Origin of the sequence: Pectobacterium sp. S5, from assembly GCF_051707265.1 — a bacterium.
Classification (GTDB): domain Bacteria; phylum Pseudomonadota; class Gammaproteobacteria; order Enterobacterales; family Enterobacteriaceae; genus Pectobacterium; species Pectobacterium polare.
The window spans coordinates 15,080-37,946 of record NZ_JAULSZ010000009.1; the positions used below are offsets into that span (position 1 = coordinate 15,080).

Below are 22,867 nucleotides of genomic sequence, written 5' to 3' on the forward strand. Positions count from 1 at the left end.
TTCGCTCGCGACTCTTTTTCAGGCAACTAATATCAAAATGAATCGCTCTGCATCATCTGCTCTAGCTGTTCCTGCGCATCTAGCCAGGACAGTTCCGTTTCTTCCAGCTCGATTTTGACTTTGGTTTGCTGTTGCAGGCAGTCGGTGAGTTCGGCTTTACGGCTGATGTCGTAGATGGCACTGTCCGCCAGTCGGGCTTCCAGCGTTGCCAGCGTTTCCCCCAGCTTTTCCATCTGCTGCTCAAGCTTGGTTATCTGTTTGCGCAGCGGCTGCGTTTGCGTTCTCAATTCGGCTTCGCGGCGTTTCTGATCTTTTCTGCCCTGTGCGCTGTTGGCGATATTCTCTTTTGGCGTTTCATCGGCCGCATTTTCCTGACGTTGCAGGCCGACCAGCCACTGCTGGTAGTCTTCCAAATCGCCGTCGAACGGTTCTACTTTCTGGTCGTGTACCAGATAGAGATCGTCCGTAGTAGAACGGATCAGGTGTCGATCGTGCGAGACGACAACCAGCGCACCTTCAAAATCGATTAATGCTTCAGTCAACGCCTGACGCATATCCAGATCGAGGTGGTTGGTCGGTTCGTCGAGCAGCAGGAGGTTCGGACGCTGCCAGACGATCAGTGCCAGTACCAGACGGGCTTTCTCGCCGCCGGAGAAGCGCTCGGTGATCTCTGTGACTTTGTCGCCCTGAAAACCGAAGCCGCCGAGGTAGTCGCGCAGTTGCTGTTCCGTTTCCCGCTCTGCCAGACGCACCAGATGCTGTAATGGCGATTCGTCCGCACGTAGAAACTCTAACTGGTGCTGGGCGAAATAACCGAGCTTCACACCTTTCGCCAGCCCAATTTCCCCTTTCAGTGGGGCGAGCGTGCCAGCAAGCAGTTTGATCAGTGTGGATTTACCCGCGCCGTTATGGCCGAGCAGCCCGATGCGGGAACCCGGCACTAAATTGAGTTTGATGGATTCCAGAATCAGCTTGTCGTTATAGCCTGCGCTGACCTTTTCCATCTTCATCAGTGGGTTGGGCAACGATTCCGGAGCGCGAAAGCTGAAGCGGAAAGGGTTATCGACATGCGCTGGTGCAATCATTTCCATGCGTTCCAGCATTTTTATCCGGCTTTGCGCCTGCTTGGCTTTGGTCGCTTGTGCGCGGAAGCGGTCAATGTAGTGTTGCAGATGCGCGACGCGCTCCTGCTGATGTTCATAGAGCGATTGCTGCTGTGCAAGACGGGTGGCGCGCTGGCGTTCAAACGAGGAGTAGTTACCCGTGTACTCGTTGAGCGACTGCTGCTCGATGTGCAGAATCTTAGTTACCACTGGATCGAGGAAATCGCGGTCGTGCGAGATCAGAACCAGCGTGCCGGCGTAGTTTTTCAGCCACTTTTCCAGCCAGATGACCGCATCCAGATCGAGGTGGTTGGTCGGTTCATCCAGCAACAGCAGATCTGAACGACAGATCAGCGCCTGTGCCAGATTCAAACGCATCCGCCAGCCACCGGAAAAGGCGCTGACTGGCTGTTGCAGCTGTGACTGAGAAAATCCTAGCCCATTGAGCAGGCTTGATGCTCTGGCCTGAATCGTCCAGGCCTGAATCGCATCGAGCTTGCCGTGCAGCGTGGCAATGGCGTTGCCGTCATTCTCTTCGTTGGCGGTCTGCAACGCGGCTTCCAACTGGCGAAACTCACGGTCGCCGTCAATCACGTAGTCCAGCGCGGGTTTGTCCAACGCAGGCGTTTCCTGATTGACCCAGGCCAGTGACCAGTTTTGCGGGAATGTTGCGGTGCCACCGTCGGCGCTGATTTCGCCTTTCAGTAATGACAGCAGCGTAGATTTACCACAGCCGTTTTTGCCAACCAGACCGACTTTCTGGCCGGGATTAACCGTTGCTGTCGCGTTATCGATCAGAACGCGTACACCACGTCGAATTTGCAGCGAAGAGAAAACAATCATAAAGCGCCGTATGTTCAGAGTATGTTAAATTATGGACATATCAGGACACGCGGTGTCCCGTTTTTAGTCGTTGCGCTGCATGGTAACGGAAAACGATTATTATGACGACGCTTTGGAGGGGAATGATGTCGCAGCCACCGAAGATTTTGCTGCTGTATGCCCATCCGGAACCACAGGACTCGGTAGCGAACCGGATCTTATTGCAACCGGCGCAGCAGTTGGCGAATGTAACCGTGCACGATCTTTACGCACACTATCCTGACTTTTTTATCGATATTCATCATGAACAACAGCTGCTGCGTGAGCATCAGGTCATTGTTTTCCAACATCCGTTTTATACCTACAGCTGTCCGGCGCTGCTGAAAGAGTGGCTCGATAGGGTGTTATCTCGCGGCTTCGCGAATGGGATTGGCGGGAATGCGCTGGCGGGGAAATACTGGCGCTCGGTGATTACGACTGGTGAGCCGGAAGATGCCTACCACGCTGATGGGAGCAATCGCTACCCGATGGACGATTTGCTACGCCCGTTTGAGCTGACGGCAGCAATGTGCCGTATGCATTGGATGCATCCCATGATTATTTACTGGGCGCGTCGGTTACAGCCCGATGTGTTGTTGAGTCAAGCCAAAGCTTACGGTGAATGGCTATCCTCCCCTTTACCTGAAGAGGAACGCTAGTATGGAGAGTTCTTCGCTCCTGACCGCCGGAGTCTTGTTTTTGTTTGTGGCGGTAGTCGCCGTACCGATCGCTGCCCGAATAGGGATTGGCGCCGTATTGGGCTATTTGATCGCTGGGATCGCCATTGGCCCTTGGGGGCTTGGCTTTATCCGTGATGTGGAAGCCATTCTGCACTTCTCGGAGCTGGGTGTCGTTTTTCTGATGTTCATCATCGGTCTGGAGTTGAATCCCTCCAAGCTCTGGACGCTGCGCCGCTCGATCTTTGGCGTTGGGGCGGCTCAGGTCGGACTGAGTGCGCTGATTTTAGGCGGAGCCCTGTATCTGACGGATTTCTCGTGGCAGTCCGCGCTGATTGGTGGCGTGGGGCTGGCGATGTCGTCAACGGCCATGGCGCTGCAACTGATGCGCGAAAAGGGCATGAACCGCAATGAATCGGGGCAACTAGGTTTCTCCGTTCTGCTGTTTCAGGATTTGGCCGTTATCCCTGCGCTGGCGCTGATTCCGATTCTGGCTGGTGTGCAGGGGGATTTCGGCGATTGGGAGCGTATTGGGCTGAAGGTCGCCGCGTTTCTCGGCATGCTAATCGGTGGTCGCTATCTGGTGCGTCCGCTGTTCCGCTTTATTGCGGCATCCGGCGTGCGCGAAGTATTCACCGCCGCCGCGCTGTTGCTGGTGCTCGGCTCTGCGCTGTTTATGGAAGCGTTAGGGCTTTCTATGGCGTTAGGCACCTTTATCGCCGGTATTCTGCTGGCAGAAAGCGAATATCGACATGAATTAGAAATTGCCATTGAGCCGTTCAAAGGCTTGCTGCTTGGGCTGTTCTTTATCTCTGTAGGCATGGCGCTGAATCTCGGGATCCTCTATACCCATATCGTGAAGATTATGTTTGCGGTATTGGTGCTGGTGGCCGTGAAAGCGGCCGTCCTGTATTTCCTTGCGCGAATTAATCGTATGCGTCGCTCCGAGCGCTTGCAGTTTGCCGGGGTGCTGAGTCAGGGCGGTGAGTTCGCTTTCGTCCTGTTTTCCGCTGCGGCTTCATTCAACGTATTGAAAGGTGAGCAACTGCCGCTGTTGTTGGTGACGGTGACGCTATCAATGATGACGACGCCGCTGCTGATGCAGTTGATCGACCGCATTCTGGTACGTCGTTACAACGTGCAGGATGTGCCGGATGAGAAACCGTATGTCGAGGATGACGAACCACAGGTGATCGTGGTGGGCTTCGGGCGTTTCGGGCAGGTGATTGGTCGCTTATTAATGGCGAACAAAATGCGGATTACGGTTCTGGAGCGCGATATCAGCGCCGTGAGCCTGATGCGCAGCTATGGTTATAAGGTTTATTATGGCGATGCCACGGAGCTTGAGCTGCTGCGCTCGGCGGGCGCGGATAAAGCACGTTCAATCGTGATCACCTGTAATGCGCCGGAAGATACGATGGAGATTGTGCATCTTTGTCAGCAACACTTTCCAAATCTGGAGATTCTGGCGCGGGCACGTGGGCGTGTTGAAGCTCATGAGCTATTACAGACTGGCGTACGATACTTCTCGCGCGAAACCTTTTCCAGCGCGCTGGAGCTAGGGCGAAAAACGCTGGTGACGCTGGGTATGCATCCGCATCAGGCGATGCGTGCGCAACAGCATTTCCGCCGTCTGGATATGCGCATGCTACGTGAGCTGATGCCGCAACTGACGGGGGATGTCGCGCAAATCTCTCGTGTGAAAGAGGCACGCCGTGAGCTGGAGGATATTTTCCAGCGGGAAATGCTGCGTGAGCGACGTCGGCCCAGTGTGTGGGATGAGGACGACGAGTAAGAGCCAATAACGCCTATCGGAATAGGTTCTGGGTTCTAGAACGGAGATGAATTGGAGTTATCATGCGTAAACGCTTTATTGCAGGGGCCGTGTGCCCGACGTGTCAGGCTCAGGACACGCTTGCCGTTGGACGGGAAGATGATGTTGAGGTTGTGGTGTGCGTGAAGTGCGGATATCGCCAGAGTCAGGCAGATGAGCCCACGGCCGCACCCGCCTCGCAGGCTAGCGATATTATCGGGATCTTCCGGCCAGAATGAGGGGTGAGTGTCGTGGTGGCATTGTCACCAACCGCTGACGTTTTTTGATTCCAGACGGTACATAGGGACATTTTTCAGCTACAATTTGCGCCAGTTTGATTTCCAACGGTAGGAGATATCATGAAAGTAGCAAAAGATCTGGTGGTCAGCCTGGCCTATCAGGTACGTACAGAAGACGGTGTGTTGGTTGATGAGTCTCCGGTGAGCGCGCCGTTGGACTATCTGCATGGTCACGGTTCCCTGATTTCTGGTCTGGAAAACGCGTTGGAAGGCCGTGAGGCTGGCGCGAAGTTTGATGTGAACATTGGTTCCAGCGACGCTTACGGCAACTATGATGAAAATCTGGTTCAGCGCGTACCGAAAGATGTCTTTATGGGCGTTGACGAGCTGCAGGTTGGCATGCGTTTCCTGGCTGAGACCGATCAGGGTCCAGTGCCAGTTGAAATCACCGAAGTTGAAGACGACCACGTTGTTGTCGACGGCAACCACATGCTGGCAGGCCAAAACCTGAGCTTCAACGTTGAAGTTGTTGCTATCCGCGAAGCGACGGAAGAAGAGCTGGCGCACGGTCACGTTCACGGCGAACACGATCATGAACACGGCGACGGCTGCTGTGGTGGTCACGGCCATGATCACGACCACGATCACGGTCACCAGCACGGTAAAGGCGGCTGCGGCGGCAACGGTGGATGCGGCTGCCACTAATTAGTCGTAGCGCATAAAAGAAACCTCAGGTTGATGAAGATCACCTGAGGTTTTTTTATTTATTTACTTTTATATCGGGATCTGGCCTGTATCGAGCGCCGGCATAACGGTGCGCTAATCTCAGTAATGCGGCGGCGGCGTTTCTTCTGCCTGTGATGCGACGAGTGAGGTTTGCTGGCTACGCAGTCGGTCGGTGAGTAGACGGATATGTTCACGCAGGCGGCTAATTTCCCGCTCGTGTTGAATAACCGTTTGGTTAAGCTCTTCTATGGTTAATTCCTGAAAAGCCTGTCGGCTTTCCAACTGTTCGAGCCGTTCTTCAAGTGCTGATGGTGACATCGGTATTCCCCTTACTTCTTGTTACCCGTGAGTTTGTCAGAAAGCGGAAACTTCTGGTAGTAAAAACGGTCGCAGTAGGGCGCAATGCACTATCTGGAATGGGGCATATCGTTGCCAGAAGGCCTTAGGACGACACAAATGATGTCAGAAAAGCTTCCTGACGTTTTTTATCAAAGGATTGTCGCGTGCGTCGTTGTGTTGTCTTCGTCCGCACAGTTATAGTAGGCGCGAATTTATTTTAATGATGGCTGGAGCGCGTCGCTCCAGATGCTGGAGAAATGGATGAAATCACTGTTTAAAGTAACGCTGTTAGCAACAACGATGGCTCTGGCGCTGAACGCAGGCCAGGCTCTGGCGGCAGACAAAGCGCAGGCATCTGACACCACTGCGGCAGCCAAATTCAAGAACGATGAGCAGGCAGCGGCTTATGCGTTAGGTGCATCTTTAGGGCGTTACATGGATAACTCTCTGAAAGAGCAAGAAAAATTAGGTATCAAACTGGATAAAGATCAGCTGATTGCTGGCGTTCAGGATGCCTTTGCTGATAAGAGCAAGCTGACTGACGAAGAAATCGAGAAAACGCTGCAAGGCTTTGAAGGTAAAGTGAAAGCTGCGGCTGAAGCCAAGATGAAGCAAGATGCGAAAGATAACGCTGATAAAGGCACCAAGTATCTTGAGTCCTTCGCTAAAGAAAAAGGCGTGAAGAAAACTGAATCTGGCCTTCTGTATCAGGTTGAGAAAGAAGGTAGCGGCAACGCGCCGAAAGACAGCGATACCGTAGTGGTTAACTACAAAGGTACGCTGGTTGACGGTAGCGAGTTCGACAACTCCTACAAACGTGGTGAGCCACTTTCTTTCCGTCTGGACGGCGTGATACCAGGTTGGACTGAAGGTCTGAAGCACGTTAAGAAAGGCGGCAAAATCAAGCTGGCTATCCCACCAGCACTGGCCTATGGCGAAAACGGCGTGCCTGGCATTCCGGCTAACTCTACGCTGGTGTTTGACGTTGAACTGCTGGACATTAAATCTGAAGCTGACCTGAAAGCAGCGGATGATGCGAAAGCTGAAAAACCAGCAGCCGAAGCGAAAGCGGCTAAATAAGCATCGCGATAATGGCGATATAACCGCAGGCTTAGACCTGCGGTTTTTTTTGTTTTTCACTATCACTTCCCTGCGATTGAATCCTTTTCCCGTTAACCGTGACGGTACCTATCTGTCATCCACAATCTGCTACCCATCATCAGCACAGCGTGCGTAGTACCTTCGCCAACGTCTTGACCGCAGCTTCCAGTTCATGCGGTGCGTGGGCAGCAAATCCCATGAGGAAACCGGCTTTATGCTGGCCCGACGCATACAGTGCTGTCAGCCCGAGCAGATCGATACCGGCCCGACGCGCGGATTCCACCGCGTCGTGTTCAGAGATGTCACGGATGAAGATACAGGGCATTTGCATGCCTCCGGCCGGTACCCGTGGCTCCACAAAGTCAGCCAGATGCTGACGCACCAGCCGTGCCAGTACATCGCGGCGTTCCGCATAAACGGTGCGCATCGTGCGTACATAGGCACCGAAGTGGCCTCCTTCGATAAAACGCGCCAGCGTGAGCTGTGGAATGGGCGCGCTGTGTCCATCCATCAGCGTGCGGGCCACGGTCATTGGGGCAACCAGCTGTGGCGGCAGTACCATGTAGCCGATACGCAGGCCGGGAAACAGTGATTTGGTGAAGGTGCCGATATAGATCGTTCGATCGTGCGGGTCGAGCCCCTGCACGCAGGCGGTAGGTTTACCTGCATAGTGGAACTCGCTGTCGTAGTCGTCTTCAATAATCCAGCTCTGGTTCTGCCGGGCCCATTCAATCACGGCCAGCCGTCGATCCAACGTCAGCGTTGCACCGGTTGGGAACTGGTGTGAGGGTGTCAGGAATACCGCTTTAGCGGACACGTTGTGAGCGTTGCTTGCCTCAAGCAGGTGATCAATCTGCAAACCATCGGCATCTAATGGAATTGGTACACAGGCAAGTCCCGCCGCCTCGAATGCCTTGCGGGCGCCGTGGTATACGGGATCTTCAAGGAATATCGGGTCGCCAGCATCCAGTAATACCGTCGCACACAGGGTGAGCGCTTGCTGGGAACTGGTCAGCACCAGTACGCGATCGGGTGTAGCACGGGCTCCCCGTTCGAGATTGACATAATCTGCGATGGCACGTCTCAGCACTTCCATGCCCTGTGGCGGGCTGTGTAGCAGCGCCCGCGTGCCATATTCTTTTAGCACCTGTCGCTCTAGCCGTTCCCATGTCTGGAGGGGAAAGTTGCGGGTTTCCGGCACGCCGGGCGCGAACGCACGCGGGATGATGAAGTCGCGAACGCCACCATTCTGAAACATCGCGCTGCCGCGTTGACTGAGGCGCAGTTCTGCTTTGCTATCTCCCATTTTTCGGGCTTTGCCACGTCCCGGCAGACGCTTTGCCCGCGCTGACACGAAACTGCCGCTACCGACGCGACGTTCGATAAATCCTTCTGCATGCAGCTGGCTGTAAGCCGATTCGACCGTATCACGCGATACTCCCAGTGAGGTAGCCAGCGCGCGTGATGCGGGCAAGGGCTTGCCCACATCAAGAACGCCATCGAGGATTAACTGGCGAATCGCTCGCTGGATACGCGCGTGTAAGGGTAAAGCACCTTGCGCGGGGTCGCCAATCCAGGCTTTGACCGATTCAAGCTGGGCGTGTTTGAACAATTGGTCTGCCTCTTATCAAGAAAATGGTGGGGAACATCCGGCTATTTTAAATCTATAAATACGTTTCACAATCCATTCATCTTCTTCGTCAGGAGTGACGCTGATGTCGATATCCTCCAATACACAAACTCGCCACGACAGGCACGGCGGTTATCCCGACGCTGCCTCGGTTGACGACTTCCAGCTCAATCTGGCGGCAGTTCAGGCTCGCATCGCAGCAGCTTGTCAGCGAGCCGGTCGCGATCCTGCCACCGTGCGACTGCTGCCCGTCAGCAAGACCAAGCCCGAAAGTCGCCTGCGTATGGCCCATGCGGCAGGTTGTCGGATATTGGGTGAGAACAAGGTGCAGGAGGCGTTTCGTAAATGGGAAGCCATGCAGGATTTAACCGATTTACAGTGGTCGGTCATTGGTCACCTGCAAACCAACAAGGCTAAGCTGGTAGCACGCTTCGCTACCGAATTTCAGGCGTTGGACAGCCTGCGGCTGGCTGAAGCGCTGGATCGTCGCTTGCAGATTGAAGGACGTTCGCTGGATGTGTTCGTGCAGGTCAACACCTCCGGTGAGGCCAGCAAGTACGGTCTGTCCCCTGAAGATGTCCCCGCGTTCATTCAGGCGCTTCCCGCATTTTCTGCGCTACGCGTGCGTGGGTTCATGACGCTAGCGCTGTTCTCCAGCGAGGCCGAACGTGTACGCCAGTGTTTTATACGGCTGCGTCAGTTACGCGAGCGATTGCAGCAAAACCTTCCGGTCGGTATTGAGCTGGATGAATTATCCATGGGGATGTCCGGCGATTTTGAGATCGCGATTGAGGAAGGTGCCACCGTGGTGCGTGTCGGGCAGGCGATCTTTGGTGCACGGCCTCTGCCGGATAGCTACTACTGGCCTGATAGCGCCATTACCGAATCACATTGTTAAAAACTCCATGACTAACGCATAGGACGATGCCCATGTATGACGCTTCTCTTACTCTTACCGACTTCGACCCGTTGTTCTTCAGGCCTCATCCAGGGATTTGTCAGGGGCGGTGAGCACCACGCGAGCGAGTGCACCGGAACGTTGCGGCCGGTTGCAGAGGAAAAATTTTCCATCGTGCAACTGAGCAATGCGCGTCACGATACTTAGCCCGAGGCCGATGCCGCCATAGCGGCTATCCATGCGAACGAACGCCTTACTCAATTCACCGACTTTGCTTTCGTCGATCCCCGGCCCTTCATCCTCAACCTGTAGTTCAATATGTGACAGCGTGTTCAGGCTCACGGTGATCTGGCTGGCTTCCGGGCTATAGCGATAGGCGTTTTCTACCAGATTGCGTAGCAGTAGTTGGAGCAACGTCGCATCGCCGCGCAGAGTGATATCTTCTGGTGGCAATATCCATTTCAGCGTCTGCTGACGCTTTTGCAGCATCTCGCTCAGTTCATCCTGCATAGGAAAAATGACGTCTTTCAGGAACGCGACATTTTGGTGATGGCCCGCTGAAAACTCTTGCCCGACACGCGCAAGCAGCAAAAGCTGCTCCACCGTTTTCACCATTTTATCAATGCGTTTGATGAGAGAACTACAGTCAATCTGATGTTGCTGCTGGTGCAGTTCGAGGTGCAGTCGAATACCGGATAGCGGGGTTCGTAATTCATGAGCGACATCCGCAGTAAATTGCCTGTCGCGTTTTAACGTTTCGTCCAGACGTTGAAAAAGTTGGTTGATGGTATGGGTGACAGCAGCGATTTCTTTAATGTCACTCTGCTGCGGCAGCGGTTCCAGGTTTTCCGCTGTGCGATCCTGCAATTCTTCCTGTAGGCGGGAAAGCGGACGAGTGATCCAACTGACCGCCTGAAAGCACATGAGCAATGTCAGAATGACCATCACCAGACTTGGAATACTGAGCGAGGCAATCGCCTCATTGATCTCTTGATCGATCTGCATATTCTGGGCGCTGGCGCTCAGGGATTTATCAACCAGTAGGCTAATCTGCTCTTCGCTTTCGTGCCAAAGCCAGAATACGCTGATCATCTGACAGACGAGCAGGATACCGCCCAGTGCCAGCACCAAACGACGACGCATGCTGGTAACGGTGTCGGCATCGCTCTTCATGCTTGTTCGCCTTTAGTCAGCAGATAGCCAAAACCTCGCAGGGTTCGGATGCGGTCTTTCCCTATCTTGTGCCGCAGATTATGGATATGCACTTCCAGCGAGTTGGAGGACGGGTCGTCGTTCCAGGCGTAGATATCCTGATGCAGAACCTCGCGGTGTACCTGAGAACCGGCTTTCAACACCAAGCGGGACAGGATCGCAAACTCTTTCGGCGTCAGTACCACTGGCTTGTCGTCCAGTAACACCTGTTGATTGTTTAAATCCAACGTAATGTTGTCGACCTGTATCAAGCTGTTGCTTGAACCCTGATGGCGGCGAATCAGCGCGCGTACGCGCGCCTGTAATTCGGTCAGTGCGAAAGGCTTGGCAAGGTAATCGTCTGCGCCGACATCCAGCCCGCTGACGCGATCGTTGACCTTATCCCGCGCCGTTAAGATGAGTACGGGATGCTGGTAATGGTTCTTACGCCAGCGTGAGAGCAGGGTGAGTCCGTCTTCATCCGGTAAGCCAAGATCGAGAATAACCAGACTGTAATGCGCGCTGCTAATGAGCGCGTCCGCTTCTTTGGCGGTGCCTGCACAATCGCAGGCATAACCGTCATGACTCAACGCCAATAATAATCCTTCCTGCAACAGCTTATCGTCTTCAACAATCAATAATTTCATGTTGCCTTGTCCCTGCACGGATGAAGGATATCAAGTTGAGGCTGATATTCTTTCGTGGCGATAGTAAACATCCCCAGTATGGTATGGAAAAGATTATCTTGCGAGTAATCCAGCTGTTTCGCGTTCTGGCGCAGGCAGGTGTCCTGAATGCCTTGTTGCTGCTGGTAACCCGTTGATAACCACATCAACATCGGTACGTGCGTTTGCTGCTTCGGCGCAATTGAGTAGGGCATGCTGTGCAGGTAGATACCGTTTTCCCCTAACGATTCGCCGTGGTCGGACAGGTAAACCAGCGACGTATTAAATTTATCCTGATGCTGTTTCAGTAAATTGATCGCTTTATCCAGAACAAAATCGACATACAGGATCGTATTGTCATACGTATTGGTCAGCGCTTCCTGCGTACAGGTCTGAATCTGATTGGTATCGCACGTTGGCGTAAATTTCTTAAAGGCGTCAGGGTAGCGCTGGTAATAGCTTGGGCCGTGGCTGCCTATCGTATGTAATACGATAATCCCGTCGTTATCGAGTTTGTTAATATAATCCTCGACGCCGTGGAATAACGCTTCATCATGGCATTCGCCGTTGGTGCATAATCCCGGCAGCTTTAATGATGTCACATCAACCGTCGGCACACGTGTACAGGCATCCTTGCAGCCGCCGTCGTTTTCCTGCCAGAGCACATTAACGTTCGCCCGTTGTAATATATCCAGCAGCCCTTCCTGATGGCTGGCTACGTCACCATTAAAGCTTTGGCGCGGCATGTTGGAAAACATGCAGGGGACAGAGACGCCCGTTGATGTGCCACACGATGACGTGTTTTCAAAATAAACCACATTGTCTTTTGCCAGCAGCGGATTCGTTTCTTTCCCGTAGCCGCCCAGCGAAAAGTTTTGCGCCCGGGATGTCTCACCAACTACCAGAATAACCAGATTCTTTTTTGCCGTCGGGGACGGTGGGGCCGCTTTGTGGGCATCCAGACCAATTTGCTCCAGAGGTAAATTAGCCAGCACACTATGTTTATGGTAGGACAAGCTGGCCGCCACAATATTGCTGGGCGTAATCGCTTTTACCAACTCTTTGTTATTACGCATGAACGAGGCGTAATCTTTATAAAAGAATGCCGCGACGGATAAAATGGTGAATAACGAAATAATGACGCTAAGAAAGCGCATGCCAATATAGAGCGTTGTCGGCTTGGCGGGCTTTATTTTTATCCAGACGGCGAGCGCCGCAGGAATGACGCCAATAAAGAATACCCAGGCGACAAGCTGTGGCGTAAGCAGTGAAAAGGATTCACCAGCTGTTGTCTCCAAAATATTCTGGATCATGGTGCGGTCAATGATAATGCCGTAGTTCAGCATAAAGTATTGCGCAGCGGCACCCGTCAGCAGGAAGAGAACAATGACGGCCTTACGCAGATAAGGGACTGCCAGAAGTGTGAAAATGATATTCAGCACCGCGAAAATCACAACGGGCATGCTGAGAAAGAAAGGGATAGCAATCCAGTCTGTCATGTCCAACAGTTGCAGTGTCTGACGGTAGTAGGCAATGTTTTGGACCAGAGTAATAAAGGCAGAAAATATCAGCACGAACGTGATGCTACTCACGTGTGGTCTGCCCATCGGTATTGGATTTTTCATACACGTCTCTCGTGATTTCCATGATGGAGAGGAAAGAAGACGCTGACTCTAGCGGGGTTAAATTAATACAACCTTAAGAGGTAGTCCGTTAAATTCAGGGACGCGAGTGTGGACATTTGCTAGACTATGCCCCTTGTCAATACAAAATAAATAGACCCGTCATACTTCAAGCTGCTTGTGCGTTGGCCGCCCTTACTCACCTCAGTCACTTACTTGAGTAAGCTCCTGGGGATTTGCGCGGTTGCCGCGTTACAAGGCCATAAATGGGCCTTGCCCTAAAGGGTCAACGCAGAGCGTTGTTCAAAACGCTAACGTTTTGTCACGCAGCTCGAATTATTGAGGGGATAATGACGTTGAGGGTGGTGTCTGCCATGTCTAATTCGCTTGTATCTGGCGAATCTTATGAGCTTGATTTGCTGGATGAACGTCCTTTCAGTCAAACGGACTATGAGATCCTGAAATCGTATGAAGCGGTGGTTGATGGCTTGGCCATGTTGATTGGCGAGCATTGTGAGATTGTGTTGCACTCGCTTGAGGATCTTAAATGTTCTGCCGTGCGTATTGCCAATGGAGAACATACTGGTAGGAAGATTGGCTCGCCGATTACGGATCTTGCATTGCGTATGCTGCATGATATGGCAGGTGAAGATAGCAGCGTGTCGAAAGCCTATTTTACTCGCGCAAAAAGCGGCGTGTTGATGAAGTCAGTGACGATTGCCATTCGCAATCGCGATCAGCGCGTGATTGGGCTGCTGTGTATCAACATGAATTTGGATGTGCCTTTCTCCCAGATTGTGCAGACCTTCATTCCACCTGAAACGCATGATGCCGCCTCTTCCGTTAACTTTGCGTCATCTGTTGATGATCTCGTGGCACAAACGCTGGAATTTTCGATTGAGGAAGTCAATGCGGATCGCAACGTCTCCAATAATGCGAAAAATCGCCAAATCGTACTGAGCCTGTATGAGAAAGGTATCTTTGATATTAAAGACGCCATCAACCAGGTTGCCGAACGCCTCAATATCTCCAAACACACGGTCTACCTTTATATTCGTCAATTCAAAAGCGGCGACTTCAGCGGGCACGAACGTTAATGCTGAGTTACTGTTTGCTGGTGACTGGCCCGGCTTATGGCACACAGCAAGCAAGCAGCGCGTTGCAGTTTGCGCAGGCGCTGTTGGCTGAAGGGCACAAACTGAAAAGTGTGTTCTTCTATCGGGAAGGCGTGCTAAATGCCAACCAGCTGACGTCACCCGCTAATGATGAGTTTGATCTCGTACGCGCCTGGCAGCAGTTGGGTGCAGCGCATCAGGTGGCGCTGAATGTCTGTGTTGCCGCTGCATTACGCAGAGGTGTGACCGACGCACAGCAAGCGACTCAGCTCAACCTTGCTGGCGCGAATCTGCAACCCGGCTTTGTTCTGAGCGGGTTGGGTGAACTGGCGCAATCGGTGCTGACCTGCGATCGGGTTATTCAGTTTTAAGGTAGCGTTATGAAGCGAGTCGCATTTGTTTTTACGCATTCTCCACATGGGAGTGCTTCCGGGCGAGAAGGGCTAGATGCGCTATTGGCGATGTCAGCACTGACGGAAGAGATCGGCGTGTTCTTTGTTGGTGATGGCGTACTTCAACTGCTGCCGCATCAACAGCCGGAAAAGATTTTGATGCGTAATTACATCGCAACGTTTGGCGTGCTGCCGTTGTACGATATCGAATGTTGTTATCTGTGCGAGACTTCTGTGCGCCAGCGTGGGTTGAGTATAGAAACAGACTGGGTTTTGGATGTAGAGCTATTAGCGCCGCAAGCATGGCGTAGTAAGTTGGCCGATTATCATTCTATCCTTTCATTCTAGCGACGGATTTCTCCTTATATATGCTGCATACGCTCTCACGTTCTCCTTATCACGTTGACCTGGATGCACTTCTGCTCAGTTTGGGTCAGGGTGATGCGTTGGTCTTATTGCAAGACGGTGTTATCGCTGCGCTGGCTGGTGGAGATATCATTCAGCGTCTTCTTGATTCAGCGGTTCTTCTCTACGCGCTCCAGCCTGATACGGCGGCAAGAGGAATGACTGAACAAATTTCAAACAATGTGACACTCATTGACTATAATCAGTTTGTTCAACTGACAGTGGAACACCCGCAGCAACTCGCGTGGTAACGCCGAATTTTTGTATATTTCTTGACTCCTTCCACTGCCAGCCCTAAAATTCTGCGTCCTCATACTTTGCCTTGCGCAAACATGAGGCGATTTATTACGTGTTTACGAAGCAAAACCCAGGAGCTTTTTGAATGGCAACGATTAACCAGCTGGTACGCAAACCACGCTCCCTGAAGGCTGCTAAAAGCAACGTTCCGGCGCTGGAAGCATGCCCGCAGAAACGTGGCGTATGTACCCGTGTATATACTACCACCCCTAAAAAACCGAACTCCGCACTGCGTAAAGTATGTCGTGTTCGTTTAACCAACGGTTTTGAAGTTACCTCCTATATTGGTGGTGAAGGTCATAACCTGCAGGAGCACTCCGTGATCCTGATCCGTGGCGGTCGTGTTAAAGACCTGCCAGGTGTGCGTTACCACACCGTTCGTGGCGCGCTGGACTGCTCAGGTGTTAAAGACCGTAAGCAATCCCGTTCCAAATACGGCGTGAAGAAGCCAAAGGCTTAATGGTTCTCCGTTAAGTAAGGCCAAACGTTTTAACTTAAATGTCAAACTAAACTCGTAGAGTTTTGGACAATCCTGAATTAACAACGGAGTATTTCCATGCCACGTCGTCGCGTCATTGGTCAACGTAAAATTCTGCCGGATCCTAAGTTCGGATCAGAACTGCTGGCCAAATTTGTAAACATCCTGATGGTAGATGGTAAAAAATCTACTGCTGAAGCAATCGTCTATACCGCGCTGGAGACCCTGGCTCAGCGCTCTGGTAAAGATCATCTGGAAGCTTTTGAAGTAGCTCTGGACAACGTTCGCCCGACTGTCGAAGTTAAGTCGCGCCGCGTTGGTGGTTCTACTTATCAGGTACCAGTAGAAGTCCGTCCGGTTCGTCGTAATGCGCTGGCAATGCGTTGGATCGTAGAAGCTGCTCGTAAACGCGGTGATAAATCTATGGCTCTGCGCCTGGCGAACGAACTTTCTGATGCAGCAGAGAACAAAGGTACTGCTGTTAAGAAACGTGAAGACGTTCACCGTATGGCCGAAGCTAACAAGGCGTTCGCTCACTACCGTTGGTAATCCCTTCGTTGTAGTCATGCTAACCAAGCGGGCGCTAAAAATAGCCAACCCGCTTGGGTTAACTAAATTGAACGCCCTAGTAAACAGAGGATACAAATGGCTCGTACAACACCCATCGCACGCTACCGTAACATTGGTATCAGTGCGCACATCGACGCCGGTAAAACCACTACTACCGAACGTATTCTGTTCTACACTGGTGTAAACCATAAAATCGGTGAAGTTCATGACGGCGCAGCTACCATGGACTGGATGGAGCAGGAGCAGGAGCGTGGTATTACTATCACTTCCGCAGCGACTACTGCATTCTGGTCTGGTATGGCTAAGCAGTATGAACCGCATCGTGTAAACATCATCGACACCCCAGGACACGTTGACTTCACTATCGAAGTAGAACGTTCTATGCGTGTACTTGATGGTGCGGTAATGGTTTACTGCGCAGTTGGTGGTGTTCAGCCGCAGTCTGAAACCGTATGGCGTCAGGCAAACAAATATAAAGTTCCACGCATTGCGTTCGTTAACAAAATGGACCGCATGGGTGCGAATTTCCTGAAAGTTGTTGGTCAGATCAAAGCTCGTCTGGGCGCGAACCCTGTTCCGCTGCAACTGGCAATTGGTGCTGAAGAAGGTTTCACTGGTATTGTTGACCTGGTGAAAATGAAAGCCATCAACTGGAACGATGCCGATCAGGGCGTGACCTTCGAATACGAAGATATCCCGGCTGATATGCAAGAACTGGCTGAAGAGTGGCACCAAAACCTGATCGAATCCGCAGCAGAAGCTTCTGAAGAGCTGATGGAGAAATACCTGGGTGGTGAAGAACTGACTGAAGAAGAGATCAAAAAAGCTCTGCGTCAGCGCGTTCTGAACAACGAAATCATCCTGGTAACCTGTGGTTCTGCATTTAAGAACAAAGGTGTTCAGGCGATGCTGGATGCGGTAGTTGACTACCTGCCATCCCCAGTTGACGTACCTGCGATCAATGGTCTTTTGGATGACGGTAAAGACACGCCGGCTGAGCGTCACGCAAGTGATGACGAGCCGTTTGCTGCACTGGCGTTCAAAATTGCTACCGACCCGTTTGTTGGTAACCTGACGTTCTTCCGCGTGTACTCTGGTGTGGTTAACTCCGGTGATACCGTACTGAACCCAGTTAAATCAGCACGTGAGCGTTTTGGTCGTATCGTTCAGATGCACGCTAACAAGCGTGAAGAGATCAAAGAAGTTCGTGCGGGCGATATCGCTGCTGCTATCGGTCTGAAAGATGTAACGACGGGTGACACTCTGTGTGATCCAGACAACGTCATCATTTTGGAACGTATGGAATTCCCTGAACCGGTAATTTCCATCGCGGTAGAACCGAAAACCAAAGCTGACCAAGAAAAAATGGGTCTGGCATTGGGCCGTCTGGCTAAAGAAGACCCGTCTTTCCGCGTATGGACTGACGAAGAATCTAACCAGACCATCATCGCTGGTATGGGTGAGTTGCACCTCGATATCATCGTTGACCGTATGAAGCGTGAATTCAACGTTGAAGCGAACGTGGGTAAACCACAGGTTGCTTATCGTGAAGCGATTCGTGCGAAAGTTACCGATATCGAAGGTAAACACGCCAAGCAGTCTGGTGGTCGTGGTCAGTATGGTCATGTTGTTATCGACATGTACCCGCTGGAGCCGGGCTCAAATCCGAAAGGTTACGAGTTCACCAACGACATTAAAGGTGGTGTAATTCCTGGTGAATACATCCCTGCCGTTGATAAAGGCATTCAGGAACAGCTGAAAGCAGGCCCACTGGCTGGTTACCCAGTTGTGGATCTCGGCGTGCGTCTGCACTTCGGTTCTTACCATGACGTTGACTCCTCTGAGCTGGCGTTTAAACTGGCCGCTTCTATCGCCTTTAAAGATGGCTTTAAGAAAGCGAAGCCTGTTCTGCTTGAGCCGATCATGAAGGTTGAAGTTGAAACGCCGGAAGAGAACACTGGTGATGTCATCGGTGACCTTAGCCGTCGTCGTGGTATGCTGCGTGGTCAAGAATCCAACGTTACTGGCGTTGTGATTCACGCTGAAGTTCCGCTGTCTGAAATGTTCGGATACGCAACTCAACTGCGTTCTCTGACCAAAGGCCGTGCGTCTTACTCCATGGAATTCCTGAAGTACGATGATGCGCCTAACAACGTTGCTCAGGCCGTAATTGAAGCCCGTGGCAAATAAGCCTCAGGGTTAAAACAAAATCCCGTGCTCTCTCCATAGGGGGAGAGCATTTGAGTAAGGAATATCGCCGTGTCTAAAGAAAAATTTGAACGTACAAAACCCCACGTTAACGTCGGTACTATCGGCCACGTTGACCATGGTAAAACTACTCTGACCGCTGCAATCACTACCGTTCTGGCTAAAACCTACGGTGGTAACGCGCGTGCATTCGACCAGATCGATAACGCACCGGAAGAAAAAGCACGTGGTATCACCATCAACACCTCTCACGTTGAATACGATACCCCGTCTCGCCACTATGCGCACGTTGACTGCCCAGGACACGCCGACTATGTGAAAAACATGATCACCGGTGCTGCTCAGATGGACGGTGCGATCCTGGTTGTTGCTGCGACTGACGGCCCAATGCCTCAGACCCGTGAGCACATCCTGCTGGGTCGTCAGGTTGGCGTTCCTTTCATCATCGTGTTCCTGAACAAATGTGACATGGTTGATGACGAAGAGCTGCTGGAGCTGGTTGAGATGGAAGTGCGTGAGCTGCTGTCNCTGACCGCTGCAATCACTACCGTTCTGGCTAAAACCTACGGTGGTAACGCGCGTGCATTCGACCAGATCGATAACGCACCGGAAGAAAAAGCACGTGGTATCACCATCAACACCTCTCACGTTGAATACGATACCCCGTCTCGCCACTATGCGCACGTTGACTGCCCAGGACACGCCGACTATGTGAAAAACATGATCACCGGTGCTGCTCAGATGGACGGCGCGATCCTGGTTGTTGCTGCGACTGATGGCCCAATGCCTCAGACCCGTGAGCACATCCTGCTGGGTCGTCAGGTTGGCGTTCCTTTCATCATCGTGTTCCTGAACAAATGTGACATGGTTGATGACGAAGAGCTGCTGGAGCTGGTTGAGATGGAAGTGCGTGAGCTGCTGTCTCAGTACGACTTCCCAGGCGACGACACCCCAGTGGTTCGTGGTTCTGCTCTGAAAGCGCTGGAAGGCGAAGCTGAGTGGGAAGCAAAAATCATCGAACTGGCAGGCTACCTGGATTCTTATATTCCAGAACCAGAGCGTGCGATTGACAAGCCGTTCCTGCTGCCAATCGAAGACGTATTCTCCATCTCCGGTCGTGGTACYGTTGTTACCGGTCGTGTAGAGCGCGGTATCGTTAAAGTTGGTGAAGAAGTTGAAATCGTTGGTATCAAAGATACTGCGAAATCTACCTGTACCGGCGTAGAAATGTTCCGCAAACTGCTGGACGAAGGCCGTGCAGGCGAGAACGTTGGTGTTCTGCTGCGTGGTATCAAGCGTGAAGAAATCGAGCGTGGTCAGGTACTGGCTAAGCCGGGTTCAATCAAGCCGCACACTCAGTTCGAATCAGAAGTGTATATCCTGAGCAAAGATGAAGGCGGCCGTCATACTCCGTTCTTCAAAGGCTACCGTCCTCAGTTCTACTTCCGTACAACTGACGTAACGGGCACCATCGAACTGCCAGAAGGCGTAGAGATGGTNCTCCATCTCCGGTCGTGGTACCGTTGTTACCGGTCGTGTAGAGCGCGGTATCGTTAAAGTTGGTGAAGAAGTTGAAATCGTTGGTATCAAAGATACTGCGAAATCTACCTGTACTGGCGTAGAAATGTTCCGCAAACTGCTGGACGAAGGTCGTGCAGGCGAGAACGTTGGTGTTCTGCTGCGTGGTATCAAGCGTGAAGAAATCGAGCGTGGTCAGGTACTGGCTAAGCCGGGTTCAATCAAGCCGCACACTCAGTTCGAATCAGAAGTGTATATCCTGAGCAAAGATGAAGGCGGCCGTCATACTCCGTTCTTCAAAGGCTACCGTCCTCAGTTCTACTTCCGTACAACTGACGTAACGGGCACCATCGAACTGCCAGAAGGCGTAGAGATGGTTATGCCGGGCGACAACATCAAAATGGTTGTTACCCTGATCCACCCAATCGCGATGGATGACGGTTTGCGTTTCGCAATCCGTGAAGGCGGCCGTACAGTAGGCGCGGGCGTTGTTGCTAAAGTTATCGCTTAATCGCTGATAACGTTTGACGCGACACGCGATAAAAGGGCATCATTTGATGCCCTTTTTCTACGCTGTCATGGTAGAACCTATCTCATCAGCGATTGTGAGATATAATCATTGGTGAGATAGGCTCTGTAGATACGGCGTAAATACCGAATTATTCGTTTTACAGAACATCTTTCGGTTTGGTTGCTCCGTGGTTATGGGGCAAAGTTATTTGTCTGAATCATTGTGACAGGTTGGTTTATGAGTGCGAATACCGAAGCTCAGGATAGTGGGCGTGGCCTGGAAGTGATTAAGTGGCTAGTAGTAGGTGCCTTGCTGGTCGTTGCGATTGTTGGCAATTATTATTACCGCGAATTTAGTCTTCCTCTGCGTGCATTGGCTGTTGTTATCCTGATCGCCGCAGCCGGTGGTGTGGCCCTGCTGACCACAAAAGGCAAAGCAACCGTAACGTTTGCTCGCGAAGCGCGTACTGAAGTACGCAAAGTAATTTGGCCGACTCGTCAGGAAACGTTACACACCACGTTAATCGTTGCCGCGGTTACTGCCGTGATGTCACTGATTTTGTGGGGGCTGGATGGTATTCTGGTCCGTCTGGTATCGTTTATCACTGGCCTGAGGTTCTAAAAGATGTCTGAAGCTCCAAAAAAACGTTGGTACGTCGTTCAGGCGTTTTCTGGTTTTGAAGGTCGCGTAGCACAGTCTCTGCGCGAGCACATCAAACTCCATAATATGGAAGAGCTTTTTGGCGAAGTCATGGTTCCTACTGAAGAAGTAGTTGAGATCCGTGGTGGTCAACGTCGCAAGAGCGAACGCAAGTTTTTCCCTGGTTATGTTTTAGTACAGATGGTTATGGAAGATGCGAGTTGGCATCTTGTGCGCAGTGTACCTCGTGTTATGGGGTTCATTGGCGGCACATCTGACCGTCCTGCTCCAATCAGTGACAAAGAAGTGGATGCGATTATGAATCGTCTCCAGCAGGTTGGTGACAAGCCTCGTCCAAAAACGTTGTTTGAGCCGGGTGAAATGGTTCGCGTCAACGATGGTCCATTTGCCGACTTTAACGGCGTTGTTGAAGAAGTCGACTACGAGAAGAGCCGCCTGAAGGTGTCTGTTTCTATATTTGGTCGTGCGACACCTGTTGAACTGGACTTTGCTCAGGTCGAAAAAGGCTAATTGCCTGACAAGACTTGCTGAAAATAGCGACTTGCCTATGGCGCGAAATTGACCTATAATTTCGCGCCTTTTGTTTTTCAGTGGCCTTAACGGCGTCTGAAACGTAATACAAACCACGGGGAGCCTTTTACTAGGCGCTATTACCCAATCGAGGAAAGTTAAATGGCCAAGAAAGTACAAGCCTATGTCAAGCTGCAAGTTGCAGCTGGTATGGCTAACCCGAGCCCACCGGTAGGTCCGGCTCTGGGTCAGCAAGGTGTTAACATCATGGAATTCTGTAAGGCATTCAATGCTAAAACTGAAAGCCTTGAGAAGGGTCTGCCGACTCCAGTTGTTATTACCGTTTATTCTGACCGTTCTTTCACCTTCGTTACCAAAACGCCTCCAGCAGCTGTTCTGCTGAAGAAAGCGGCTGGTATCAAGTCTGGTTCTGGCAAGCCGAACAAAGACAAAGTAGGTAAAGTAACGAGCGCTCAGGTTCGTGAAATCGCAGAAACTAAAGCTGCGGACATGACTGGTTCTGATGTAGACGCCATGGCGCGCTCTATCGCAGGTACTGCTCGTTCCATGGGCCTGGTAGTGGAGGATTAATAAATGGCTAAGCTGACCAAGCGCATGCGCGTGATCCGTGACAAAGTTGATGTAACTAAACAGTATGACATCAACGAAGCTGTTGCTCTGCTCAAAGAGCTGGCCACTGCTAAATTCGTAGAAAGTGTAGACGTAGCTGTTAACCTCGGCATCGATGCACGTAAATCTGACCAAAACGTTCGCGGTGCAACCGTTCTGCCTCATGGCACCGGTCGTTCTGTTCGCGTAGCAGTCTTCACCCAAGGCGCAAACGCTGAAGCGGCTAAAGCTGCTGGTGCTGAGTTTGTGGGCATGGAAGATCTGGCTGACCTGATCAAGAAAGGCGAAATGGGCTTTGACGTTGTTATTGCATCTCCAGATGCAATGCGCGTTGTTGGCCAATTGGGCCAGGTTCTGGGTCCACGCGGCCTGATGCCAAACCCGAAAGTGGGTACTGTGACTCCTAACGTTGCTGAAGCAGTTAATAATGCTAAAGCTGGTCAGGTTCGTTACCGTAACGACAAGAACGGCATCATCCATACCACTATCGGTAAGGTTGATTTCGATTCTAACAAATTGAAAGAAAACCTGGAATCTTTGCTGGTTGCGCTGAAAAAAGCAAAACCATCTCAGGCGAAAGGCGTGTTCATCAAGAAAGTTAGCTTGTCTACCACTATGGGCGCTGGCGTTGCCATCGATCAGAGCGGTCTGAACGCTGCTGCGAACTAATAGCTTTTGTTCCGCTTTACTCGGGTGTGAGATTTACCT

At 51.8% G+C, this 22,867-nt stretch carries 23 protein-coding genes and 3 pseudogenes; 20 read left to right on the forward strand and 6 right to left on the reverse strand.

The genetic code is table 11. From position 1 onward, the window contains the following. Nucleotides 1–32: 32 nt before the first annotated feature. On the reverse strand, nt 33–1,946 hold the full coding sequence (locus QWJ20_RS21105; protein WP_249688343.1) for an ABC transporter ATP-binding protein: 1,914 nt from the start codon (nt 1,944–1,946) through the stop codon (nt 33–35). Between the two features lie 125 nt (nt 1,947–2,071). Here QWJ20_RS21105 and kefG point away from each other — a divergent pair, with 125 nt between their 5' ends. The 4 genes from kefG to slyD all read left to right on the forward strand — a co-directional run bounded on the left by kefG (nt 2,072) and on the right by slyD (nt 5,398). After that, entirely contained in the window at nt 2,072–2,623 is a 552-nt protein-coding gene (gene kefG, locus QWJ20_RS21110) for a glutathione-regulated potassium-efflux system ancillary protein KefG (RefSeq protein ID WP_161973267.1), read from the forward strand. 1 nt (nt 2,624) lies between these two features. Further along, complete coding sequence (kefB, locus tag QWJ20_RS21115; RefSeq protein ID WP_095993011.1) at nt 2,625–4,436, forward strand: glutathione-regulated potassium-efflux system protein KefB; 1,812 nt, start codon at nt 2,625–2,627, stop codon at nt 4,434–4,436. A 62-nt stretch (nt 4,437–4,498) separates the two neighbouring features. Next, on the forward strand, nt 4,499–4,693 hold the full coding sequence (locus tag QWJ20_RS21120; protein WP_095700760.1) for a YheV family putative zinc ribbon protein: 195 nt from the start codon (nt 4,499–4,501) through the stop codon (nt 4,691–4,693). 120 nt (nt 4,694–4,813) lie between these two features. Beyond that, complete coding sequence (slyD, locus tag QWJ20_RS21125) at nt 4,814–5,398, forward strand: peptidylprolyl isomerase (protein ID WP_095700759.1); 585 nt, start codon at nt 4,814–4,816, stop codon at nt 5,396–5,398. 120 nt (nt 5,399–5,518) lie between these two features. Here the strand turns inward: slyD and QWJ20_RS21130 are convergent, their stop codons facing one another. Next, complete coding sequence (locus QWJ20_RS21130; RefSeq protein ID WP_095993009.1) at nt 5,519–5,737, reverse strand: protein SlyX; 219 nt, start codon at nt 5,735–5,737, stop codon at nt 5,519–5,521. Nucleotides 5,738–6,019: 282 nt separating this feature from the next. Here QWJ20_RS21130 and fkpA point away from each other — a divergent pair, with 282 nt between their 5' ends. Next, nucleotides 6,020–6,838, forward strand: a complete 819-nt coding sequence (gene fkpA / locus QWJ20_RS21135) for an FKBP-type peptidyl-prolyl cis-trans isomerase (RefSeq protein ID WP_039484793.1) — start codon at nt 6,020–6,022, stop codon at nt 6,836–6,838. Nucleotides 6,839–6,977: 139 nt separating this feature from the next. On the opposite strand, the gene QWJ20_RS21140 is transcribed toward fkpA, so the two are convergent. After that, the gene (locus tag QWJ20_RS21140; RefSeq protein ID WP_433993385.1) at nt 6,978–8,471 is read right to left on the reverse strand and encodes a PLP-dependent aminotransferase family protein; all 1,494 of its coding nucleotides are present in this window, start codon (nt 8,469–8,471) and stop codon (nt 6,978–6,980) included. A 103-nt stretch (nt 8,472–8,574) separates the two neighbouring features. On the opposite strand from QWJ20_RS21140, the gene QWJ20_RS21145 reads away from it, so the two are divergent. Continuing rightward, nucleotides 8,575–9,387 (forward strand): YggS family pyridoxal phosphate-dependent enzyme, encoded by an 813-nt coding sequence (locus tag QWJ20_RS21145; RefSeq protein WP_433993386.1) that lies wholly within the window; start codon nt 8,575–8,577, stop codon nt 9,385–9,387. A gap of 78 nt (nt 9,388–9,465) precedes the next feature. Here the strand turns inward: QWJ20_RS21145 and pmrB are convergent, their stop codons facing one another. The 3 genes from pmrB to eptA are packed head-to-tail and all read right to left on the reverse strand — an operon-like array spanning nt 9,466 to nt 12,868. Continuing rightward, complete coding sequence (gene pmrB, locus QWJ20_RS21150) at nt 9,466–10,560, reverse strand: two-component system sensor histidine kinase PmrB (RefSeq protein WP_433993387.1); 1,095 nt, start codon at nt 10,558–10,560, stop codon at nt 9,466–9,468. Further along, nucleotides 10,557–11,225: a two-component system response regulator PmrA gene (gene pmrA / locus QWJ20_RS21155; protein WP_433993388.1), complete on the reverse strand. Its 669-nt coding sequence runs from the start codon at nt 11,223–11,225 to the stop codon at nt 10,557–10,559. Before pmrA ends, pmrB begins: the two co-directional genes overlap by 4 nt. Further along, nucleotides 11,222–12,868, reverse strand: a complete 1,647-nt coding sequence (eptA, locus tag QWJ20_RS21160; protein ID WP_433993389.1) for a phosphoethanolamine transferase EptA — start codon at nt 12,866–12,868, stop codon at nt 11,222–11,224. Before eptA ends, pmrA begins: the two co-directional genes overlap by 4 nt. Nucleotides 12,869–13,239: 371 nt before the next feature. Here eptA and QWJ20_RS21165 point away from each other — a divergent pair, with 371 nt between their 5' ends. The 14 genes and pseudogenes from QWJ20_RS21165 to rplA all read left to right on the forward strand — a co-directional run bounded on the left by QWJ20_RS21165 (nt 13,240) and on the right by rplA (nt 22,828). Further along, nucleotides 13,240–13,962, forward strand: a complete 723-nt coding sequence (locus QWJ20_RS21165) for a helix-turn-helix transcriptional regulator (protein WP_010296984.1) — start codon at nt 13,240–13,242, stop codon at nt 13,960–13,962. Beyond that, complete coding sequence (gene tusD / locus QWJ20_RS21170) at nt 13,962–14,351, forward strand: sulfurtransferase complex subunit TusD (protein ID WP_119889200.1); 390 nt, start codon at nt 13,962–13,964, stop codon at nt 14,349–14,351. The genes QWJ20_RS21165 and tusD overlap by 1 nt, the downstream gene beginning before the upstream one ends. A 9-nt stretch (nt 14,352–14,360) precedes the next feature. Continuing rightward, a complete protein-coding gene (tusC, locus tag QWJ20_RS21175; protein WP_039484535.1) occupies nt 14,361–14,720 on the forward strand; it encodes a sulfurtransferase complex subunit TusC in 360 nt (119 codons plus the stop codon). Nucleotides 14,721–14,740: 20 nt separating this feature from the next. Next, a complete protein-coding gene (tusB, locus tag QWJ20_RS21180; protein ID WP_119889202.1) occupies nt 14,741–15,028 on the forward strand; it encodes a sulfurtransferase complex subunit TusB in 288 nt (95 codons plus the stop codon). 131 nt (nt 15,029–15,159) lie between these two features. Continuing rightward, nucleotides 15,160–15,534: a 30S ribosomal protein S12 gene (gene rpsL / locus QWJ20_RS21185; protein ID WP_005969567.1), complete on the forward strand. Its 375-nt coding sequence runs from the start codon at nt 15,160–15,162 to the stop codon at nt 15,532–15,534. A gap of 96 nt (nt 15,535–15,630) precedes the next feature. Further along, entirely contained in the window at nt 15,631–16,101 is a 471-nt protein-coding gene (rpsG, locus tag QWJ20_RS21190) for a 30S ribosomal protein S7 (RefSeq protein WP_009111198.1), read from the forward strand. A gap of 96 nt (nt 16,102–16,197) precedes the next feature. Further along, nucleotides 16,198–18,312, forward strand: a complete 2,115-nt coding sequence (gene fusA, locus QWJ20_RS21195; RefSeq protein ID WP_039484528.1) for an elongation factor G — start codon at nt 16,198–16,200, stop codon at nt 18,310–18,312. 69 nt (nt 18,313–18,381) lie between these two features. Then, a pseudogene (locus tag QWJ20_RS21200) lies at nt 18,382–18,843 on the forward strand (GTP-binding protein); the annotation flags it as partial. 15 nt (nt 18,844–18,858) lie between these two features. Next, a pseudogene (tuf, locus tag QWJ20_RS21205) lies at nt 18,859–19,833 on the forward strand (elongation factor Tu); the annotation flags it as partial. Further along, nucleotides 19,832–20,359: pseudogene (locus QWJ20_RS21210) on the forward strand (EF-Tu/IF-2/RF-3 family GTPase); the annotation flags it as partial. The pseudogenes tuf and QWJ20_RS21210, both read left to right, overlap by 2 nt. A 237-nt stretch (nt 20,360–20,596) precedes the next feature. Beyond that, nucleotides 20,597–20,980, forward strand: coding sequence for a preprotein translocase subunit SecE (gene secE / locus QWJ20_RS21215; protein ID WP_095701239.1), 384 nt, complete (start codon nt 20,597–20,599; stop codon nt 20,978–20,980). A 3-nt stretch (nt 20,981–20,983) separates the two neighbouring features. Continuing rightward, nucleotides 20,984–21,529: a transcription termination/antitermination protein NusG gene (gene nusG / locus QWJ20_RS21220; RefSeq protein ID WP_005970339.1), complete on the forward strand. Its 546-nt coding sequence runs from the start codon at nt 20,984–20,986 to the stop codon at nt 21,527–21,529. A gap of 162 nt (nt 21,530–21,691) precedes the next feature. Continuing rightward, complete coding sequence (gene rplK, locus QWJ20_RS21225; protein WP_005970337.1) at nt 21,692–22,120, forward strand: 50S ribosomal protein L11; 429 nt, start codon at nt 21,692–21,694, stop codon at nt 22,118–22,120. Nucleotides 22,121–22,123: 3 nt separating this feature from the next. Further along, nucleotides 22,124–22,828 carry a 50S ribosomal protein L1 gene (gene rplA / locus QWJ20_RS21230; protein WP_095701240.1) on the forward strand — a complete coding sequence of 235 codons (705 nt, stop codon included), beginning with the start codon at nt 22,124–22,126 and terminating at the stop codon, nt 22,826–22,828. Nucleotides 22,829–22,867 lie beyond the last annotated feature (39 nt).

Bases quoted from the DNA above. Each gene is read 5' to 3' on its own strand.
- QWJ20_RS21105 (WP_249688343.1), bottom strand. From the start codon at position 1,946: ATGATTGTTTTCTCTTCGCTGCAAATTCGACGTGGTGTACGCGTTCTG.
- kefG (WP_161973267.1), top strand. From the start codon at position 2,072: ATGTCGCAGCCACCGAAGATTTTGCTGCTGTATGCCCATCCGGAACCA.
- kefB (WP_095993011.1), top strand. From the start codon at position 2,625: ATGGAGAGTTCTTCGCTCCTGACCGCCGGAGTCTTGTTTTTGTTTGTG.
- QWJ20_RS21120 (WP_095700760.1), top strand. From the start codon at position 4,499: ATGCGTAAACGCTTTATTGCAGGGGCCGTGTGCCCGACGTGTCAGGCT.
- slyD (WP_095700759.1), top strand. From the start codon at position 4,814: ATGAAAGTAGCAAAAGATCTGGTGGTCAGCCTGGCCTATCAGGTACGT.
- QWJ20_RS21130 (WP_095993009.1), bottom strand. From the start codon at position 5,737: ATGTCACCATCAGCACTTGAAGAACGGCTCGAACAGTTGGAAAGCCGA.
- fkpA (WP_039484793.1), top strand. From the start codon at position 6,020: ATGAAATCACTGTTTAAAGTAACGCTGTTAGCAACAACGATGGCTCTG.
- QWJ20_RS21145 (WP_433993386.1), top strand. From the start codon at position 8,575: ATGTCGATATCCTCCAATACACAAACTCGCCACGACAGGCACGGCGGT.
- pmrB (WP_433993387.1), bottom strand. From the start codon at position 10,560: ATGAAGAGCGATGCCGACACCGTTACCAGCATGCGTCGTCGTTTGGTG.
- pmrA (WP_433993388.1), bottom strand. From the start codon at position 11,225: ATGAAATTATTGATTGTTGAAGACGATAAGCTGTTGCAGGAAGGATTA.
- eptA (WP_433993389.1), bottom strand. From the start codon at position 12,868: ATGAAAAATCCAATACCGATGGGCAGACCACACGTGAGTAGCATCACG.
- QWJ20_RS21165 (WP_010296984.1), top strand. From the start codon at position 13,240: ATGTCTAATTCGCTTGTATCTGGCGAATCTTATGAGCTTGATTTGCTG.
- tusD (WP_119889200.1), top strand. From the start codon at position 13,962: ATGCTGAGTTACTGTTTGCTGGTGACTGGCCCGGCTTATGGCACACAG.
- tusC (WP_039484535.1), top strand. From the start codon at position 14,361: ATGAAGCGAGTCGCATTTGTTTTTACGCATTCTCCACATGGGAGTGCT.
- tusB (WP_119889202.1), top strand. From the start codon at position 14,741: ATGCTGCATACGCTCTCACGTTCTCCTTATCACGTTGACCTGGATGCA.
- rpsL (WP_005969567.1), top strand. From the start codon at position 15,160: ATGGCAACGATTAACCAGCTGGTACGCAAACCACGCTCCCTGAAGGCT.
- rpsG (WP_009111198.1), top strand. From the start codon at position 15,631: ATGCCACGTCGTCGCGTCATTGGTCAACGTAAAATTCTGCCGGATCCT.
- fusA (WP_039484528.1), top strand. From the start codon at position 16,198: ATGGCTCGTACAACACCCATCGCACGCTACCGTAACATTGGTATCAGT.
- secE (WP_095701239.1), top strand. From the start codon at position 20,597: ATGAGTGCGAATACCGAAGCTCAGGATAGTGGGCGTGGCCTGGAAGTG.
- nusG (WP_005970339.1), top strand. From the start codon at position 20,984: ATGTCTGAAGCTCCAAAAAAACGTTGGTACGTCGTTCAGGCGTTTTCT.
- rplK (WP_005970337.1), top strand. From the start codon at position 21,692: ATGGCCAAGAAAGTACAAGCCTATGTCAAGCTGCAAGTTGCAGCTGGT.
- rplA (WP_095701240.1), top strand. From the start codon at position 22,124: ATGGCTAAGCTGACCAAGCGCATGCGCGTGATCCGTGACAAAGTTGAT.